Consider the following 15,833-nt stretch of genomic DNA (forward strand, 5'->3'; position numbering starts at 1 on the left):
ACTACCTCACCATGCAGACTCGCTACTTTGATCATGCCGCAACAACTCCGATCCGTGAGGCAGCTCGTGCTGCATGGCTCGAGTACGCAGGCATGGCTAATCCTGCCAGCCAATATGCTTCTGGCCGTGCTGCTCGCAGCGTGCTCGATACGGCACGTGAACAGATCGCCCAGTTGTTGGGCTGTGAGCCTATCGAAGTAATTTTCACAGCCTCGGGCACCGAATCTGACAATATTGGGGTCCATGGCTTGTGGAAGGCCCGTCAGGGACAAGCTCCCAACCGGATCGTTACCACAGCAATTGAGCATCCAGGCGTGTTAGAAACAGTCAAAGCATTGGAATCACATGGTGCCGACTTAGATTTCCTTCCCGTCGACTCTTATGGAGCGATTGCAAATGTTGATGCGTTAAGTACGGCAGCCGCTGTTGCAGCGGTCATGTGGGCAAATAATGAAACTGGTGCGATTCAACCTATTGAAAAGGTCATCGCAGCTGCTCAGGAAGTAGACACTCCTGTCCACGTTGATGCAGTGCAAGTGGTAGGACACCAGCACATTAATTTCGATGGATTGGGGGCTACGACTCTTGCGGCCAGTGCTCACAAGTTCGGAGGGCCACGTGGAGTCGGCCTACTACTCGCACGGCGTTCGCCCGCGCCACAACCTGTCATGTTTGGCGGCGGGCAAGAACGCAGTATTCGTTCGGGAACTGTCGACGTAGCTGGGGCGGCGGCAACCGCGGCCGCACTGGCAGAAGCGGTAAACGAGATCGACGAAGAAAATACGCGGTTGCGTTATCTCGTTAATAAGCTGCGAGATCATGTCGTCGCTACAATCGACAACACTGTTGTCCACACGCCGCGCCATAGCCTGCCAGGCCACCTTCACCTGTCATTCCCCGGCGCGGAAGGCGACAGCCTCATCATGTTGTTGGATTCTTTGGGGCTTGAGGCTTCAACGGGGTCTGCATGCTCCAACGGAGTAAATAGGGCAAGCCATGTGCTTCTTGCGATGGGCGTTTCAGAATCTACTGCTCGAAGCGCGGTACGTTTTACACTTGGTGCCACCACGACCGAGGAGGACGTCGATACGCTTATTGCTCAGCTTCCTGATGTGGTTGCGCGTGCTCGACTTGCAGGGATGGCCTAGATCCGACGTGCGGTGGACGAAGAACTGAAGTTTTTGGTCCACTGATTGTCTTTGAACTGAGCTGGAACACCACCGCCTAGGAGGAGACGGGTTAAGGCTTGTTGCTCTTGGTTGGTGGGAAGCTCGGAGTCGGTGGCAATCAAAATGATGTTGCCGTATCGGCGCCCTTTCAACATAGCTGGGTCGGCAATACATGCGACATGGCGAAAGACTTCACGAAGACCTTGAATCTCTGCCTTAGCTATGTGCAGGTCGCGGTGGTCACCACAGTTAGCTACATAAAGTCCGCCTGGGGATAGTGCTTGGTGGCATCGTTCGAAAAAATTGACTGTGGTGAGACGCTCAGGTGTTGTACTGCCAGCGAAAACATCACGGATGATTACGTCGCGAGATGATGGGACAAATGTTTGGGTGACGTCCCATGCATCGCCAACGCGGATTTTAAGCTGTGGGGATCGGGGAAGATCAAACCATTCGCGCACTAATGTCGCAAGAGTCGCATCGAGTTCTACTACAGTGTTGCGAGCGTCGGGGAAGCGGTGGCAGAAATAACGCGCGAGTGTGCACGCGCCGCCACCGAGATGGGTGACGCGTAATTTTTGTGGATTGCTATGCGCTGCGACAAACCAATCGACGATAGCTGCGATCCAACGCATGTACTCGTATTCCAATTGCTCGGGATCTTGCGCAATATGGCTTGATGGAACTCCATTGACATAGACCTCAAAAGCATGGGGCAAAAATGAGTCAGCGCGCAGCTCTACCTCACCTGTAGATGTTGGATACACTCCAGGAACTGGACCGTGACCTTGTGCCTGAGAATTATTCGTGCGTTTTCTACCCATAATCCTGAGATGCTACGCGGTTGGTGCCATCACGAGTGAGTTTGGAGGACTGTGCACATGACAGCAAATTGTCAGCATGGCGTGAAAAAGACTAGGCTACCGTGGTGGTTTTAGTTGGACAGCCAGCACCGACGAAGTAGGAGTAAGAGGTACCCATGCGAGTTTTAGCAGCAATGAGCGGTGGTGTTGATTCTGCAGTGGCAGCCGCCCGTGCAGTCGCCGCCGGACATGATGTGGTGGGGGTGCACCTTGCGTTATCGCAGGATCCGCAGACAGTTCGGGAGTCCTCGCGAGGATGTTGTTCGTTGGAGGACTCCGCCGATGCGCGTCGTGTATGCGACAAGCTGGGTATCCCATTTTATGTGTGGGATTTTTCTGACCGATTCAAAGAAGATGTGATTGATAATTTCATCTCTTCATATGAGGCGGGTGAAACCCCGAATCCGTGTTTGCGATGCAATGAGAAGATCAAATTTGCTGCCCTCCTAGAGCGAGGCATTGCCTTGGGCTTTGATGCAGTGGTAACCGGTCATTATGCGCGTTTGACTCAGCCGGTTGATGGCGGCGATGGTTATCTGCGTCGTTCTATCGATCCGGATAAGGATCAGTCCTATGTGCTGGGAGTGCTGGGAGCTCATGAGATCGCGCATTGCATGTTCCCGGTGGGGGATACAGTTAAACCTAAGATCCGAGAAGAAGCAGCTGCTATGGGATTTTCTGTGGCTAAGAAGCCAGATTCCTATGACATTTGTTTTATCCCCGACGGTAATACCCAAGCGTTTTTGGGACGGCATATCGGGTTGCGGCCCGGTATGATCGTAGATGCTGAGGGCAATGAGCTTAAAGAGCACGATGGGGTATGGAATTACACCATTGGTCAACGTAAAGGGCTTGACATTAAGCAGCCTGCGGCTGATGGTAAGCCTCGTTACGTTACAGACATTGACGCTGCAACGGGAACAGTTACCGTGGGATCTCGTAACAACCTGAAGGTGGTTGCGTTGACTGCTGATCGTCTGAAATATTTGCACCCAGCTATGACCGGTAGCTTTGAGGCTAAAGTCCAAGTTCGTGCCCACGGCAGTGTGGTTGCTTGTAGCGTGACGGTAACCGAGGATGACGACACCATGCGAGTGGAGTTGCATACACCGTTGTCTGGTGTTGCCCGAGGCCAAGCAGCCGTGATCTATCTTCCTGATAACGATGGCGACATTGTCCTAGGATCAGGAACAATTTGTGCTACCGAACACCAGTAGCGGTATTTTCACTAACACACATCAGCGTGGGAAAGAGGTTGGGTCTCGCCATGGCAGAGTCTGTAGGTTTCTTGGAATCGGTCGCGTGCGCGTTAGGCCCCATGCCAGGACTTGATCTTTACCAAGCTGCTGATGTGATCGTGGGGGAGACCGGTGACTGCATGGCTCTACCTGAGCTGGTGCAGCGTGGAGTGACGGATCAACTAGTCGGGCGATCCTGTGCGCTGTTGCCAGAACTTCCTGTGGAAAAAGGTCCGCGGTCGTGGCGGCTTAGTGTTCGTCCCCAAATTGCTACTCGTAGATTGTGGGATGGGATTGAACGCGATCTTGATGATCTTGAGCAGCAGTGGGGTAATGCTCCAACAATAAAAACTAGACTTATGGGGCCGTGGTCGCTGGCTACTCGGATTGAGCTAGCGAATGGGCACCGTGCAGTCACAGATCGAGGCGCAGTGCGTGACATTGCTGGGATCATGGCTGAGGCTATCCATGAGCACTGCGGGGACCTGAGGCGTCGTTTCGGGGCGCAGGTGGTAGTGCAGCTTCATGAGCCCGATGCGGTTGCCTTGATGCATGGTACTGTGCCAGGCACTACGGATTTTGATGTTATTCGCGCCGTCCATGTAAACGACCTAGTTGAAGTACTAGCTCTGCTTGTGAGCTCGGTGCAGTCGCATGAACACAGCGCGGTTGTGCTTAGCGCAATCTCGGCGGCAGCGGTGCCGCGACCTGAATCTACGGCCGCCGCTATCGAGCTGATGCGGCAGTCAGGAGCCACATCGATGGTGATAAATCCTCGTGATCTTTGTGGAACGAAGGCTCTCGACGCCTGCGGCTATGCGATTTCGAACGGCGTAGGCGCTATGTGGGCATTACCTGCTCCGGCTGTTCCTACATCATCACCGACAGGAGAGCTCGCGGAAGACCCAGACCGCCACGCTGCTATTCAACTCGCTAGGCTTATTGACGAAATGGGGCTTGACCGTACTGTTTTGGAGACAAGCTCTGTAACACAACAGCTCTTCACGCTGCCAGCCACGGTCCTTGATGGTGCCCGACACCTTCAGCACATCGTGCGGGTACGTACGATGCTGCATGAAGATGCAGGTGACCTTTAAACTTCTCAGCACCTCACAAGAGGCGGCTACGTATGGTCGTGTATTAGCGGGAATTCTGCATTGGCCATCCAAAATTCACCGTTGAAGTATCGCGGCCAAGCCCATCGAGATATTTCTTCATGTCTTTTTGAAGCTCGTAGTATTGAACCGCCTGATATTCCATCAACTCATCATTGGAATAGGCCGCTAGCTCACCTTTAAAGCGCTTCTTTGCCTGCATCCATGCAATACGGGCAGCTGCTAGAGCATCAGAAGTCGCTTCGTGGGCATTATCCATGCGCACACCGTATACAGCGCACAAATCAGTCAGAGTGCGCTTACCTTTGCGGAAACGATCCATGCTACGGTCGATAAGATAAGGATCAAATACGGGGCCTTTAACGACAAAATCGCCGGTGAGCTGGCGTAATACCGTCAAATCATAGGGCGCATTATATACAACAAGTGTAAAGCCTTCATCCCAAGCAGCATAGATTTCATCGACAGTGCGCTTAAGTACAACATCATGTGGTTCGCCGTGTTCACGGGCATATTCGGTGCTAATTCCGTGGACCTTGCTGGCGGCTTCGGGGATCTCTACCCCTGGGTCGGCGAGTAGTTCTACAGGGTGCGCACCAGAACTATCAATGCGCACAAGCGCAGACGTGACAATGCGTGCTTCGAAAGGATTGGCAGAGGTTGTTTCTAAATCGAAACTCAAAACATGTGCGGGGTTGAAAGTGTGCTCAGTGGTTGCGTTGTTATCCATACCGCTTACCCTAGAGAATAACTATGACATGGAGGTAACCGGCCGTCGAAAAGCGTTGTTAGCATGGTAATTGCCTACCCCGCTACACTAGGCGGGGTGACTGATACCTTTGCTGATCTACGCCGCCAGTGGGACGACCTTGCCGATCAAGTCCGCCACCATAGAGATGCCTATTACAACCACACGCCTGAAATCTCAGACGCGGAGTTTGATCAGCTCTTTCGCCAGCTACAGCAACTAGAACAGGAACATCCAGAATTAGCTGTTCCTGAAAGCCCTACGTTGGAAGTTGGCGCACCTATAGCGCAGAGTTCTTTCGATAACGTTGAGCATCTTGAGCGAATGCTCAGTCTGGACAATGTTTTTGACGCCTCCGAACTCGATGGCTGGCTTCAACGAACCCCCAGCGATACCTATCTCACCGAGCTGAAAATCGATGGTCTTTCTATTGATTTGGTGTATCGTTCTGGTCGTCTAGAGCGAGCAGCTACGCGTGGCGATGGGCGCGTTGGTGAAGACGTCACCGCCAACGCCAAAGTAATTGAGGATATCCCGCACCGTCTCAGCACCTCCGACGCATATCCTGTGCCCGATCTTGTAGAAATCCGCGGTGAGGTATTTATCGCCGTCGAAGACTTTGCGCTAGTCAATGAACAACGCCAAGCAGAAGGCGGAAAGCCGTTTGCTAACCCACGTAATGCTGCTGCTGGCTCGCTGCGACAAAAAGATACTGAGGCTGTTCGTAAACGCCGGTTGAAGATGATTTGTCATGGAATCGGTGCTTCAGAAGGATTTGAAGCAGATACCCAGTTTGATGCGTATAAAGCTTTAGAAGCATGGGGTCTGCCGGTATCCCCATATACAAAACGTGTCCACTCGGCTCAAGAAGTTCAGGAGTGCGTGGCTTACTGGGCGCAGCATCGCCATGATGCGACTCATGAGATGGACGGGCTCGTGATCAAGATCGACTCTTTTTCGCAGCAGCGTACACTCGGCTCGACTGCACGGGCACCTCGTTGGGCAATCGCCTACAAGTATCCTCCAGAAGAGGTGACCACCAAGCTTCTTGATATCCAGGTCGGCGTTGGGCGTACTGGCAGGGTTACGCCATTTGCCGTCATGGACCCAGTGTTTGTTGCTGGATCCACCGTAGAGATGGCTACGTTGCATAACCAGACCGAAGTAAAACGCAAAGGCGTTCTTATCGGCGATACCGTGGTTATCCGCAAAGCCGGCGAAGTGATCCCAGAGGTTCTCGGTCCTGTTGCTGAGAAACGTGACGGCAGCGAACGCGAATTTATTTTTCCGACACTGTGCCCAGCATGCGGAACACGCCTAGCACCACAAAAAGAAGACGACGCCGACTGGCGATGCCCGAACTCCCAATCGTGCCCAGCGCAGTTATCCTCACGGCTCACTTATCTAGCTGGACGTGGCGCATTTGATATCGAAGCCCTTGGAGAAAAAGGAGCTGAGGATCTTATCGCCTCCGGCGTGCTTATCGACGAAGCCCAGCTGTTTAATCTAACGGAAGACGATCTCAAACGCACCAAGGTCTACACCACAAAGGCCGGTGCACTTAACGCAACTGGTGAAAAGTTGCTGGCAAATCTTGAGACGGCAAAGCATACGGATCTTTGGCGTGTTCTGGTTGCCTTGTCGATCCGACACGTTGGGCCCACCGCCGCCAGAGCACTTGCGGCACGCTATCGAAGCCTCGAAGCATTACGAGCTGCAGACGTAGACGACATTGCTAATACCGAGGGCGTCGGCGCGATTATCGCGCAGAGCTTTGCTCAATGGTTTGACGTGCCATGGCATAGGAACATCGTAGAAGTATGGGCTCACGCTGGTGTAACGATGGCGGATGCAGATTCAGATATTCCTGACCAAGTTCTAGAGGGATTGACCATTGTAGTGACCGGTTCTTTGGTCGATTTTTCTAGGGATTCCGCTAAAGAAGCGATTGTTTCTCGTGGTGGTAAAGCAAGCGGCTCGGTATCCAAGAAGACCAGCTACGTGGTAGTGGGGGAAAACGCAGGTAGCAAGGAAACGAAAGCCCGTGATCTGGGATTGCGTATCCTCAATGAAGACGAGTTTAAACAGCTTTTAGAAAACGGCACCGTCTAGGCTAGTAAAAAGTACGCTCTCCGAAGTGATGAAAAATGCTTCGGAGGGCGTACTGAGTTGTTTTAGTGTTTGAGCAGGCTACCGAGGATCTTTCCTAGGTTTCCAATGTGCTCAACCTCGCTGGATAAATAATCTGGTCCGCCTACGCGGCCGATGACCAATACAAGATCGGTTCCCGTCAGCGGGGCAGCAATCAGTGAAGAATCTAAAATAGCCCAGCTTTCTGGGATCCACGATTCTTTTTCTGGTTGCAGGATTCGAGCTTGGTTGATGGGAAGGCTAGAAGGGGTAGAACCGTCGTCAGCAGGAGCGCCATCAGAGGCGGTAACTCGGGTGACGGGATTTTCTGCGCGCAACAAAATTGCCCACGACGAGGTAAGAGCCTGAGGCATCTTGTTCACCATGTCGGCTAGCAGTGCTGAATTTGACGAAGCTCCTGCAACGGAGGCCAACATGGCGATCTGACCGCGCCTATCTACGCGGCCGGAAAATGGGCGGATAGAGTCAACTTCAACACCTTCGACTTCATGCGCTGCTGTGATTAGCTCATCGGCCATGGTGCCAGCAGGAAGTTCAACGACCATGTCGTCGGTGACTGTGCCGTCGCTAAATGCTTCAACAACATCAACTGAAGAGATGTTGCCACCGATAAGACCTACCGCTTCAGCCACGCGGCCGAGACTGCCTGGTTCGTCAGGAATTTGCATACGGATGAGATATGACATTGTTAATCAGCGCCTTTAAACGCAGGCGATCATTCATAAAATTAGGATGGCGCCTGCACATTATTGGAGATGTGTTAATAAAATCTGTACTAAACAAGAGTATGTGGGCAGTTTAGCAATCACAAGGGGTACAAGGTCGGAATATATCGGGGGTGCAGTAGTATGTTGTAAGTCGGAAGCGCCTTTTGATGAAGGCGCCTTTGAGAATGTAGAACAACACCCCAACGTGAGTTAAGGATCGACGTAGTGCCTGAGATTTCGCGCGATGAAGTCGCCCACTTGGCCAAGCTGTCTCGTTTGGCGTTGACTGATGAAGAACTGGATCGATTTGCTGAGCAAATCGATGGAATCATCGGAAACGTGAGCGCAGTGCAGCAGGTAGCAGCAGAAGGCGTGGAGCCTATGAGCCACCCGCACTCTATTAAAACCACGATGCGTGAGGACGTCGTTGAACAGATCCTCACTCCAGAACAGGCTCTTGATCAAGCACCAGCGGTCGATCAGCAGCGCTTCGTCGTGCCACAGATTTTGGGGGAGCAAGATTAATGAATAAATATCTCGTACCAGATTCCGGACTGACCTCTTTGTCCGCTGCTGAGCTGGCAGAAAAAATCCATAGCCGCGAAGTAACCTCTCGTGAAGTTACCCAAGCGCACTTGGATCGTATCAACGATGTCGACGGGACTCTCCATGCGTTCCTACACGTTGGTACTGAAGAAGCTCTTGCTGCAGCAGACGCTGTGGACGCATCCCTGGACAAGGGTGAAGCCCCAGCATCCGCACTTGCAGGTGTCCCACTGGCACTGAAAGACGTATTTGTTACCACCGATGCGCCTACTACATGTGCATCGAAGATGCTTGAAGGATACGTTGCCCCTTACGACGCAACCGTAACCAAGAAGATCCGCGAAGCTGGTATTCCTATTCTGGGTAAGACCAATATGGATGAGTTTGCTATGGGATCTTCCACGGAAAACTCTGCCTATGGCCCGACTCTTAACCCATGGGATATTGAGCGCACCCCAGGTGGTTCTGGTGGCGGTACCTCTGCGGCACTTGCTTCCGGCGAAGCGCCTTTGGGCATTGGTACCGATACTGGTGGATCGATTCGTCAGCCAGCGGCACTAACAAATACTGTCGGTGTTAAACCAACCTATGGCACGGTTTCTCGCTACGGCTTGGTGGCCTGTGCCTCCTCGCTCGATCAAGGTGGCCCCACTGCGCGTACCGTTTTGGATACGGCATTGCTGCACGAGGTTATCGCTGGTCACGATAAGTATGATGCCACCAGCGTGAATCGTGCGGTAGCTCCTGTAGTAGCAGCGGCACGTGAAGGCGCACGTGGTGACCTTAAGGGCACCAAGATTGGTGTTGTCAAGCAATTCGACCGTGAAGGCTATCAGTCTGGCGTGCTCGAGCAGTTCCATAAGTCTGTGGAGCAGTTAACGGCACAAGGCGCAGAAATTGTGGAAGTTGATTGTCCTCACTTCGATGATGCTCTGGCAGCGTATTACTTGATTCTTCCTTGTGAAGTCTCCTCCAACCTCGCGCGTTTCGACGGTATGCGTTACGGACTGCGCGAGGGGGACGACGGATCACACTCTGCAGAAGAAGTTATGTCCTTGTCTCGCGCGGCAGGTTTCGGCCCAGAGGTAAAGCGTCGTATCATCTTGGGCACCTATGCTTTGTCTGTTGGTTACTACGATGCGTATTATTTGCAGGCTCAGCGTGTGCGTACCCTCATTGCTCAGGACTTCGCAGCAGCATACGAAAAGTGCGACGTTTTGGTTTCCCCGACGACTCCAACCACTGCCTTCAAGCTTGGTGAGAAGGTTTCGGACCCAATGGCGATGTACAACTTCGACTTGTGCACCCTTCCGCTAAACCTTGCTGGTCTGTGCGGTATGTCCTTGCCTTCTGGTTTGGCACCGGATTCTCAGCTTCCTACAGGCCTGCAAATTATGGCTCCTGCTTTCCAAGACGATCGTCTCTACAAGGTAGGTGCAGCTTTCGAGGCTGGTCAGAAGTAATTTCTTAGTATTTTGTAGCTTAGAGCTCTAAATGGTTCAAAAGGCAGCACGCTTGTGTGCTGCCTTTTGAGATCTTTAACAATGGTTGCTAGAAGTGGTAACACATGATGCTAAAACCAGCATCAGAGTGGCGGATATCTTGGAATCCGAGCCGTTCGTAGAGCTTTTTCGCCCTAGGATTTCCGTCGTCAACAGATAGTGAGAGTCCAGGCGCACCAAGTGTCCGTGCAAGTTCAAGCGATTTATTGAGCAAAATACTGCCTACGCCGTTTCCTCGATAACGTGGTTCGACAGCGATAGCTACCTCGGGAATGTCTTCGGATACGTACCCATAACCGTGGTCGTTATCATTCCCCCAAACAAGCCATGCGCCTCCGGCTGGGATCATTTTAGGTGACCAGGCAATGAGTCCACCGTCAGTGGGATCCCATTGTTTGACGTAAAAACGGTAGTCCTCTAAGAAATCAGCCCCAATGTCGGCATGCTCATCACCGAAAACATCGGTAAGGAAATTGAGCCGAGCAATATAAGTTCTATCGGATTCAGTTGTGCGCACTAATGTGAATTCTGAAGCTGACATGATGACAAGTCTACTATTTTTAGGTGTATTGTGTTTCCAGTCGATTGTGAAACTAGGAGGTAGACGTTGAGTACAGCAACCAAATCTGACACTCAGTATCCCACCATGCCGTTACCAGAAAAAGAGGCGTGGCCTGCACTAATTGCATTGTGCATTGGGTTTTTTATGATCCTTTTGGATCAAACCATTGTTGCCGTTGCTACTCCTGCGTTGCAAGAGGATCTTCATGCCTCCTATAACGAGGTTATTTGGGTGACGTCGGCCTACTTGCTGACTTTCGCTGTACCTTTGCTTATCACAGGGCGACTAGGGGATCGATTCGGCCCTAAGAATATTTACATCATCGGTATGGTGATCTTTACGCTTAGTTCTCTTGCCTGCGGTTTCGCACCAAATATGATGACACTGATTATAGCCCGTGCTGTTCAAGGCATCGGTGCATCTATGCTGACGCCACAGACTATGAGCGTGATCAACCGTGTATTTGCGCGTGAACGTCGTGGCGCAGCTCTCGGTGCGTGGGGCAGTGTAGCGGGAATAGCAAGTCTTGCAGGCCCAATTCTGGGCGGGTTTATTACCGCGTGGGTTGGGTGGCAATGGATTTTCTTTATTAACGTACCCTTTGGTGTCCTTGCTGTTTTTGCAGTGGCACGTTTTGTCCCACGCTTTAAACCGACTGAACGAAGTATCGACGGCTTGAGCATGGTGTTGTCTGTTGTATCTGTCTTTGCGTTGGTTTTTGCTTTGCAACAGGGTGAATCTGCTTCTTGGGCTTGGTGGATCTGGGTAGTTATGCTTCTCGGCATTGTGGTAGGTGTTGCGTTTGCCTACCAGCAAAATCGTGCAGAGACCAAGGGGAAAGATGCGTTGATGCCACTATCGCTTTTCCATGTTCGGAATTTTTCCCTCGGCAATATTGGTATTGCCGCTATGGGCTTTACCATTGCTGGTACTCCGCTCCCAATCATGTTGTATCTGCAGCAGGTTCATTCGCTTACACCGCTTCAAGCTGGTTTATTCATGATGCCTCAGGCATTGATTTCGGCGTTTTTCTCGCCGTTGATCGGACGGCGGTCAGATCACTATTCGACGAGTAAATTAGCTGGATTCGGTTTCTCGACAATGGCCGTGGGATTGGTATTTATCGCGGTGGTGATGATCGTAGATGCAAGTCTGTGGTGGTTAGTGCCAGCATTCATTGTGTATGGCTTGGGTAACGCATTTGTATGGTCGCCAAACTCTACGTTGACGATGCGAGATCTGCCGCTTCATCACATGGGGGTGGGGTCCGGTGTGTACAACACGACCCGTCAAATTGGTTCCGTAATCGGTTCTGCAGCTATTGGCGCTGTGCTACAGTGGCGCATCCTTGCAGGGGATATGGGAGCTGCGTATGGCCAGTCGATCATCCTTGGTGCTGTTATGTTGGCAGTAGGCTTTGTGTCCGCCATGATGGCGAAAGATAGAGTCCGCCGTTAATAGCTGATGAATATGCCTCACTGCCTGTTTGTTTGGAACAAGGGTAGTGAGGCAGTTTTTATTCTGCAGTGTCGTTCACGAGGTAAGCGGCGGCCGCTGATGCTGCTGTAACGCTGAGAACTGCTGGCCATGCGCCGATCTTTTTAGCCAGCGGGTGGGAGGCGCCGAATGCTGCGATGTATGCAGCGCTTAACGCGGCCGTTCGGGTAACACCGCCGCGTGCCCACCAAGACCTTCCGGCCCAGATTCCAGCAGCTGCGAGGACTACTCCACCTAGGGGGCGAATTCCGGTCTCGCGAGCGGTAAGCCAGCCGCCGATAAGGCCAGTGGCAATCACGGGGGCGGTGCTTACTTTGTTTGCAGGTTTTACATCAAATCCCATAAATGTTGTCATAGCGCAATAGCTTAGCGAGCCATCGGCAGCGGCGCTATCAAACTAAGCGGTTTGGATAGTTGCTATGTCATTTTTAATGTGGAATGGGCGTTGAGAAGTTTTTGAAGTTAGGTTTCGATAATTAGATACTCTGTTGGCTATACTTAAGTCCGTCAAATATTGACTAGGTGCAGCACTGAACTGCTGCATGGGAATCTGGTGAAAATCCAGGACTGACGCGCAGCGGTAATAGTGCAAGTGAGTGCTTCAATGTAGCCACTGAGAGTAAAAAACTCTTGGGAAGGTGAGGCAATTTCTCTCGCGTAGAGCACTAAAGTCCGAAGACCGGCCTAGTTAGAAGTATGCGCTGCAGTCCTCGCGTTCTAGGTGCGCAGCCCGATACGTAGTTGAAGTTGGTCATGTGATCAGACGACTTACCACGCCCATGCTATTTGTTGCACTTCTTATTGTGGCGGCCGTTAGTTTTGTCATTTCATTATCTTTTGGTTCAGTTGACTATCCGCAAGAACAGGTATGGGCAGTTGTTAAAGCTCATCTCGCCGGGGATGTGTACCCAGATCAGTCCATTGATGCGGTGGTGTGGGAGCTACGTGCGCCACGCGGAGTGTTAGCGCTGATTGTTGGCGCAGGTTTAGCACTTGCAGGCGTTGCTATGCAAACATTGGTGCGTAATCCCTTGGCTGATCCATACCTGTTAGGCATAAGCTCCGGTGCGAGTGTGGGTGCGACCGCAGTGCTCGTCTTTGGTCTGCTAGGCAATTTTGGTCTTTATGCGTTGTCGAGCGGAGCGTTGGTTGGTGCGATAATCGCTACGTTTGCGGTCTATGCCGTCACGTTGGCTCAGGGTGGGTTGACACCATTGCGATTAATTTTGTCGGGCGTTGTGTTATCTTCGGCATTTTCTGCACTTGCTAGCTTCTTGGTTTTTAAAGGACCAGATGCACGTGCCGCCCAAGGCGTGCTGTTCTGGATGCTGGGTTCTGTTGCTGGTGCCCAGTGGGGAAAGCTGGCAATTCCTGCAATTGTTGTCGCCTTGGCGTTTGTCGGTTTGTTGTTTATTAATCGTCAGATGGATGCTTTGGCTGCAGGCCCTGATACGGCGACGGCGCTTGGAGTTAACGTTCCAGCATTGCGCCAGGGCTTGTTTTTTCTTCAGGCGATGCTTGTGGGTGCGATGGTTGCAGTGGCCGGTGGTATCGGATTTGTTGGGCTTGTGATTCCGCACTTGGCTCGTATGATGGTGGGTTCCTTGCATCGTCGGTTGTTGCCGATTGCTGCGGCTTTTGGTGCTGTATTTATGGTGTGGGTTGATGTGCTAGCTCGTGTTGCGGCGCCTCCTCAAGAGATTCCGCTCGGTGTTGTTACGGGTGTTATCGGTGCGCCGTTATTCCTTATTTTGATGGGACGTAAGAGCTATCGCTTTGGGGGACAGGAGTCATGATGCATTGCCAAGTACAGGATATTGCTTGTGGTTTTGATACCAAGACTACGATTTTGAAAGACATTTCTTTTTCTGTTGAGCACGGCACGATGACTGCGATCGTGGGCGTCAATGGCGTTGGAAAATCTACCCTGTTGCGTGCTCTAGCCGGTATCACGCAACCACATGATGGCATTGTAACGGTTAACGGCCACGATATTCACAAAATTCGTGCCAAAAAGCGTGCCATGATGTTGACCTTTGTAGGCCAAGAGGAACAACCACCTGCGGATTTATCGGTGGAAGAAGTGGTAGCCCTTGGCAGATTGCCGTATATCAAGTCATGGCAGTTGGGATCTAAGAATGAACGCGACATCGTGGAACATTCTCTCGAGCTGGTTGGTTTGGCAGGGCGTCGTAAAGCGTTGTGTTCTGAGCTTTCGGGCGGGCAACGACGCCGTGTGCTGTTAGCTCGTGGATTTGCTCAACAAACAGACCTCGTTTTTCTCGACGAGCCGACCAATCATCTCGATGTTCAGCACCAACTGCACTTGCTCCATGTGCTTCGTGATTCCGGACGCACCATCGTTGCCACCATCCATGACCTTGATCTGGCGGTATCGCACTTTGATCAGGTCGTGGTGGTGGGCAATGGTGGTGTGGTCGCCGCTGGATCTCCGCAGGAAGTTCTCACCCCTGAGATCGTATCCCAAGTATTCGGCGTGGAATCATTACTTGTCCAACTCGAACAAGCCCGTCGTGTGCATTTGCTTATCGACGCCCTGTCCAATCAACCTCATCAATCTCCAAAGGAGTAGTTCTCGTTCTCATGAAGGCTAAACTTTTCCCTCTTCTCGTCCCAATGCTTGGCGTTTCCATTGTCCTAGCTGGTTGCAGCAATTCCGATACTTCTAAGCAAGCTGAGTCCAAAGACGGCGTGACTATCACCAACTGCGGCAAGGAAGTCACCTACGCCAAGGCCGATAACCTGTTTGTTAACGATGGCAACATTATTTCTATTGCTCTTGCTGCTGGCGCTGCCGACAATGTGAAATACGTCAGCTCTGTTCAACGCGATAAAGATCTATTGCATGCTAAATACGGCAAGGATATCGACAATGCGGAGGATGTTGCAAAGGAATATCCATCGCTTGAAGCTATTGTTGCCAAGCACCCTGATATTTTCGTTGCTGGTTGGAACTACGGCTTCTCTGAAGAAAAGAACTTGACACCTGACACTCTGAAAGATCAGGGCATTGATACCTACATCTTGAGCGAATCATGCCGTCAAGAAGGCTCCGAAAAGCGTGGATTGTACGATCCATGGGAGGCCGTAAAAATGGATATCTCCAACATCGGCAAGATCACCAGCCACGACGATACCGCAAAATCTGTTGTCAAGGATATCGATTCCCGTTTGGATGCCCTAAAGAATGCGCCACAGGCGGATAAAAAACCGACTGCGTTTGTATTCGATTCGGCTCGGGACTCTGCAATTTTCACATCGGGCAAATTTGGCGCCCCACAGGCCATCATCGAGGCTGCTGGTGGCCGCAATGGTGCTGAAGACGTGGAAGATACTTGGACCACTGTGGGCTGGGAAAATCTCGCTGCTTCGAAGCCTGATGTCTTCGTTTTTGTTGATTACCCAGGTCAAGAATTTGAAGAAAAGATCGAAGTGTTGCGTAATAATCCAGCCACGAAGGATCTGCCAGCTGTCAAGGAAAACCGCTTTGTCAACTTGCCATACGCCATGTGGACCTCCGGTCCACTCAACATTGATGCTGCAGAGCAGATGCGCAAGGGTTTTGAAAAGTTCGGCCTCGTTCCTAGCTCTGAAATCAAGTCTTCCTTGGAACTTCCAGCGTCTGTACCAGGCCAAAACTACTATAAGTAGGAACTAGGGTGCGTCTACGAGTGGGGGACCGTAGGCGCACTTTTGCTATGGCTATAATGAAGG

Annotated in this window: 15 protein-coding genes and 1 riboswitch; of the genes, 10 read left to right on the plus strand and 5 right to left on the minus strand. The window is 51.7% G+C overall.

What is annotated here, in order from left to right; translation table 11 throughout:
- Positions 1-11: 11 nt before the first annotated feature.
- A complete protein-coding gene (locus CIP100161_RS05165) occupies positions 12-1,148 on the plus strand; it encodes a cysteine desulfurase family protein (RefSeq protein WP_155872492.1) in 1,137 nt (378 codons plus the stop codon).
- Here CIP100161_RS05165 and CIP100161_RS05170 read toward each other — a convergent pair.
- Positions 1,145-1,993, minus strand: a complete 849-nt coding sequence (locus CIP100161_RS05170; RefSeq protein ID WP_155872496.1) for a spermidine synthase — start codon at positions 1,991-1,993, stop codon at positions 1,145-1,147. The two genes, CIP100161_RS05165 and CIP100161_RS05170, sit on opposite strands and share 4 nt — an antisense overlap.
- Positions 1,994-2,148: 155 nt before the next feature.
- Here CIP100161_RS05170 and mnmA point away from each other — a divergent pair, with 155 nt between their 5' ends.
- Positions 2,149-3,249, plus strand: a complete 1,101-nt coding sequence (gene mnmA, locus CIP100161_RS05175) for a tRNA 2-thiouridine(34) synthase MnmA (RefSeq protein ID WP_155872499.1) — start codon at positions 2,149-2,151, stop codon at positions 3,247-3,249.
- 50 nt (positions 3,250-3,299) lie between these two features.
- Entirely contained in the window at positions 3,300-4,367 is a 1,068-nt protein-coding gene (locus CIP100161_RS05180; RefSeq protein ID WP_155872502.1) for a uroporphyrinogen decarboxylase/cobalamine-independent methonine synthase family protein, read from the plus strand.
- Between the two features lie 43 nt (positions 4,368-4,410).
- On the opposite strand, the gene CIP100161_RS05185 is transcribed toward CIP100161_RS05180, so the two are convergent.
- On the minus strand, positions 4,411-5,115 hold the full coding sequence (locus tag CIP100161_RS05185) for a 3'-5' exonuclease (RefSeq protein ID WP_155872505.1): 705 nt from the start codon (positions 5,113-5,115) through the stop codon (positions 4,411-4,413).
- A 63-nt stretch (positions 5,116-5,178) separates the two neighbouring features.
- Here CIP100161_RS05185 and ligA point away from each other — a divergent pair, with 63 nt between their 5' ends.
- Entirely contained in the window at positions 5,179-7,245 is a 2,067-nt protein-coding gene (ligA, locus tag CIP100161_RS05190) for an NAD-dependent DNA ligase LigA (RefSeq protein WP_408609464.1), read from the plus strand.
- A 62-nt stretch (positions 7,246-7,307) separates the two neighbouring features.
- Here ligA and CIP100161_RS05195 read toward each other — a convergent pair whose 3' ends face one another.
- The gene (locus tag CIP100161_RS05195; protein WP_155872510.1) at positions 7,308-7,970 is read right to left on the minus strand and encodes an ACT domain-containing protein; all 663 of its coding nucleotides are present in this window, start codon (positions 7,968-7,970) and stop codon (positions 7,308-7,310) included.
- Between the two features lie 246 nt (positions 7,971-8,216).
- Between CIP100161_RS05195 and gatC the strand changes: the two genes are divergently transcribed.
- Both gatC and gatA read left to right on the plus strand, forming a co-directional pair.
- Positions 8,217-8,516: an Asp-tRNA(Asn)/Glu-tRNA(Gln) amidotransferase subunit GatC gene (gene gatC, locus CIP100161_RS05200; protein ID WP_003851146.1), complete on the plus strand. Its 300-nt coding sequence runs from the start codon at positions 8,217-8,219 to the stop codon at positions 8,514-8,516.
- Positions 8,516-10,000, plus strand: a complete 1,485-nt coding sequence (gene gatA / locus CIP100161_RS05205; RefSeq protein WP_155872513.1) for an Asp-tRNA(Asn)/Glu-tRNA(Gln) amidotransferase subunit GatA — start codon at positions 8,516-8,518, stop codon at positions 9,998-10,000. The genes gatC and gatA overlap by 1 nt, the downstream gene beginning before the upstream one ends.
- 88 nt (positions 10,001-10,088) lie before the next feature.
- Here the strand turns inward: gatA and CIP100161_RS05210 are convergent, their stop codons facing one another.
- On the minus strand, positions 10,089-10,580 hold the full coding sequence (locus CIP100161_RS05210) for a GNAT family N-acetyltransferase (RefSeq protein ID WP_155872516.1): 492 nt from the start codon (positions 10,578-10,580) through the stop codon (positions 10,089-10,091).
- A 105-nt stretch (positions 10,581-10,685) separates the two neighbouring features.
- On the opposite strand from CIP100161_RS05210, the gene CIP100161_RS05215 reads away from it, so the two are divergent.
- Positions 10,686-12,059, plus strand: a complete 1,374-nt coding sequence (locus CIP100161_RS05215; protein ID WP_155874533.1) for a DHA2 family efflux MFS transporter permease subunit — start codon at positions 10,686-10,688, stop codon at positions 12,057-12,059.
- Between the two features lie 58 nt (positions 12,060-12,117).
- Here the strand turns inward: CIP100161_RS05215 and CIP100161_RS05220 are convergent, their stop codons facing one another.
- A complete protein-coding gene (locus tag CIP100161_RS05220) occupies positions 12,118-12,453 on the minus strand; it encodes a hypothetical protein (RefSeq protein WP_155872519.1) in 336 nt (111 codons plus the stop codon).
- Between the two features lie 148 nt (positions 12,454-12,601).
- A riboswitch (cobalamin riboswitch) is annotated at positions 12,602-12,800 on the plus strand.
- Positions 12,801-12,853: 53 nt separating this feature from the next.
- Between CIP100161_RS05220 and CIP100161_RS05225 the strand changes: the two genes are divergently transcribed.
- The 3 genes from CIP100161_RS05225 to CIP100161_RS05235 are packed head-to-tail and all read left to right on the plus strand — an operon-like array spanning position 12,854 to position 15,770.
- Positions 12,854-13,894, plus strand: coding sequence for a FecCD family ABC transporter permease (locus CIP100161_RS05225; RefSeq protein ID WP_155872522.1), 1,041 nt, complete (start codon positions 12,854-12,856; stop codon positions 13,892-13,894).
- Positions 13,894-14,691, plus strand: a complete 798-nt coding sequence (locus CIP100161_RS05230) for an ABC transporter ATP-binding protein (protein WP_155874534.1) — start codon at positions 13,894-13,896, stop codon at positions 14,689-14,691. Before CIP100161_RS05225 ends, CIP100161_RS05230 begins: the two co-directional genes overlap by 1 nt.
- 11 nt (positions 14,692-14,702) lie before the next feature.
- Positions 14,703-15,770 carry an ABC transporter substrate-binding protein gene (locus CIP100161_RS05235; protein WP_155872524.1) on the plus strand — a complete coding sequence of 356 codons (1,068 nt, stop codon included), beginning with the start codon at positions 14,703-14,705 and terminating at the stop codon, positions 15,768-15,770.
- The last annotated feature ends 63 nt before the right edge of the window (positions 15,771-15,833 follow it).

Source organism: Corynebacterium rouxii, assembly GCF_902702935.1.
GTDB lineage: Bacteria > Actinomycetota > Actinomycetes > Mycobacteriales > Mycobacteriaceae > Corynebacterium > Corynebacterium rouxii.

What these genes read in the sequence shown, in the direction of transcription:
- CIP100161_RS05235 (WP_155872524.1), top strand. Translation starts at nt 14,703, where the DNA reads ATGAAGGCTAAACTTTTCCCTCTTCTCGTCCCAATGCTTGGCGTTTCC.
- CIP100161_RS05180 (WP_155872502.1), top strand. Translation starts at nt 3,300, where the DNA reads ATGGCAGAGTCTGTAGGTTTCTTGGAATCGGTCGCGTGCGCGTTAGGC.
- CIP100161_RS05185 (WP_155872505.1), bottom strand. Translation starts at nt 5,115, where the DNA reads ATGGATAACAACGCAACCACTGAGCACACTTTCAACCCCGCACATGTT.
- gatA (WP_155872513.1), top strand. Translation starts at nt 8,516, where the DNA reads ATGAATAAATATCTCGTACCAGATTCCGGACTGACCTCTTTGTCCGCT.
- CIP100161_RS05170 (WP_155872496.1), bottom strand. Translation starts at nt 1,993, where the DNA reads ATGGGTAGAAAACGCACGAATAATTCTCAGGCACAAGGTCACGGTCCA.
- mnmA (WP_155872499.1), top strand. Translation starts at nt 2,149, where the DNA reads ATGCGAGTTTTAGCAGCAATGAGCGGTGGTGTTGATTCTGCAGTGGCA.
- CIP100161_RS05210 (WP_155872516.1), bottom strand. Translation starts at nt 10,580, where the DNA reads ATGTCAGCTTCAGAATTCACATTAGTGCGCACAACTGAATCCGATAGA.
- CIP100161_RS05230 (WP_155874534.1), top strand. Translation starts at nt 13,894, where the DNA reads ATGCATTGCCAAGTACAGGATATTGCTTGTGGTTTTGATACCAAGACT.
- CIP100161_RS05195 (WP_155872510.1), bottom strand. Translation starts at nt 7,970, where the DNA reads ATGTCATATCTCATCCGTATGCAAATTCCTGACGAACCAGGCAGTCTC.
- CIP100161_RS05220 (WP_155872519.1), bottom strand. Translation starts at nt 12,453, where the DNA reads ATGACAACATTTATGGGATTTGATGTAAAACCTGCAAACAAAGTAAGC.
- ligA (WP_408609464.1), top strand. Translation starts at nt 5,179, where the DNA reads ATGGTAATTGCCTACCCCGCTACACTAGGCGGGGTGACTGATACCTTT.
- CIP100161_RS05165 (WP_155872492.1), top strand. Translation starts at nt 12, where the DNA reads ATGCAGACTCGCTACTTTGATCATGCCGCAACAACTCCGATCCGTGAG.
- CIP100161_RS05215 (WP_155874533.1), top strand. Translation starts at nt 10,686, where the DNA reads ATGCCGTTACCAGAAAAAGAGGCGTGGCCTGCACTAATTGCATTGTGC.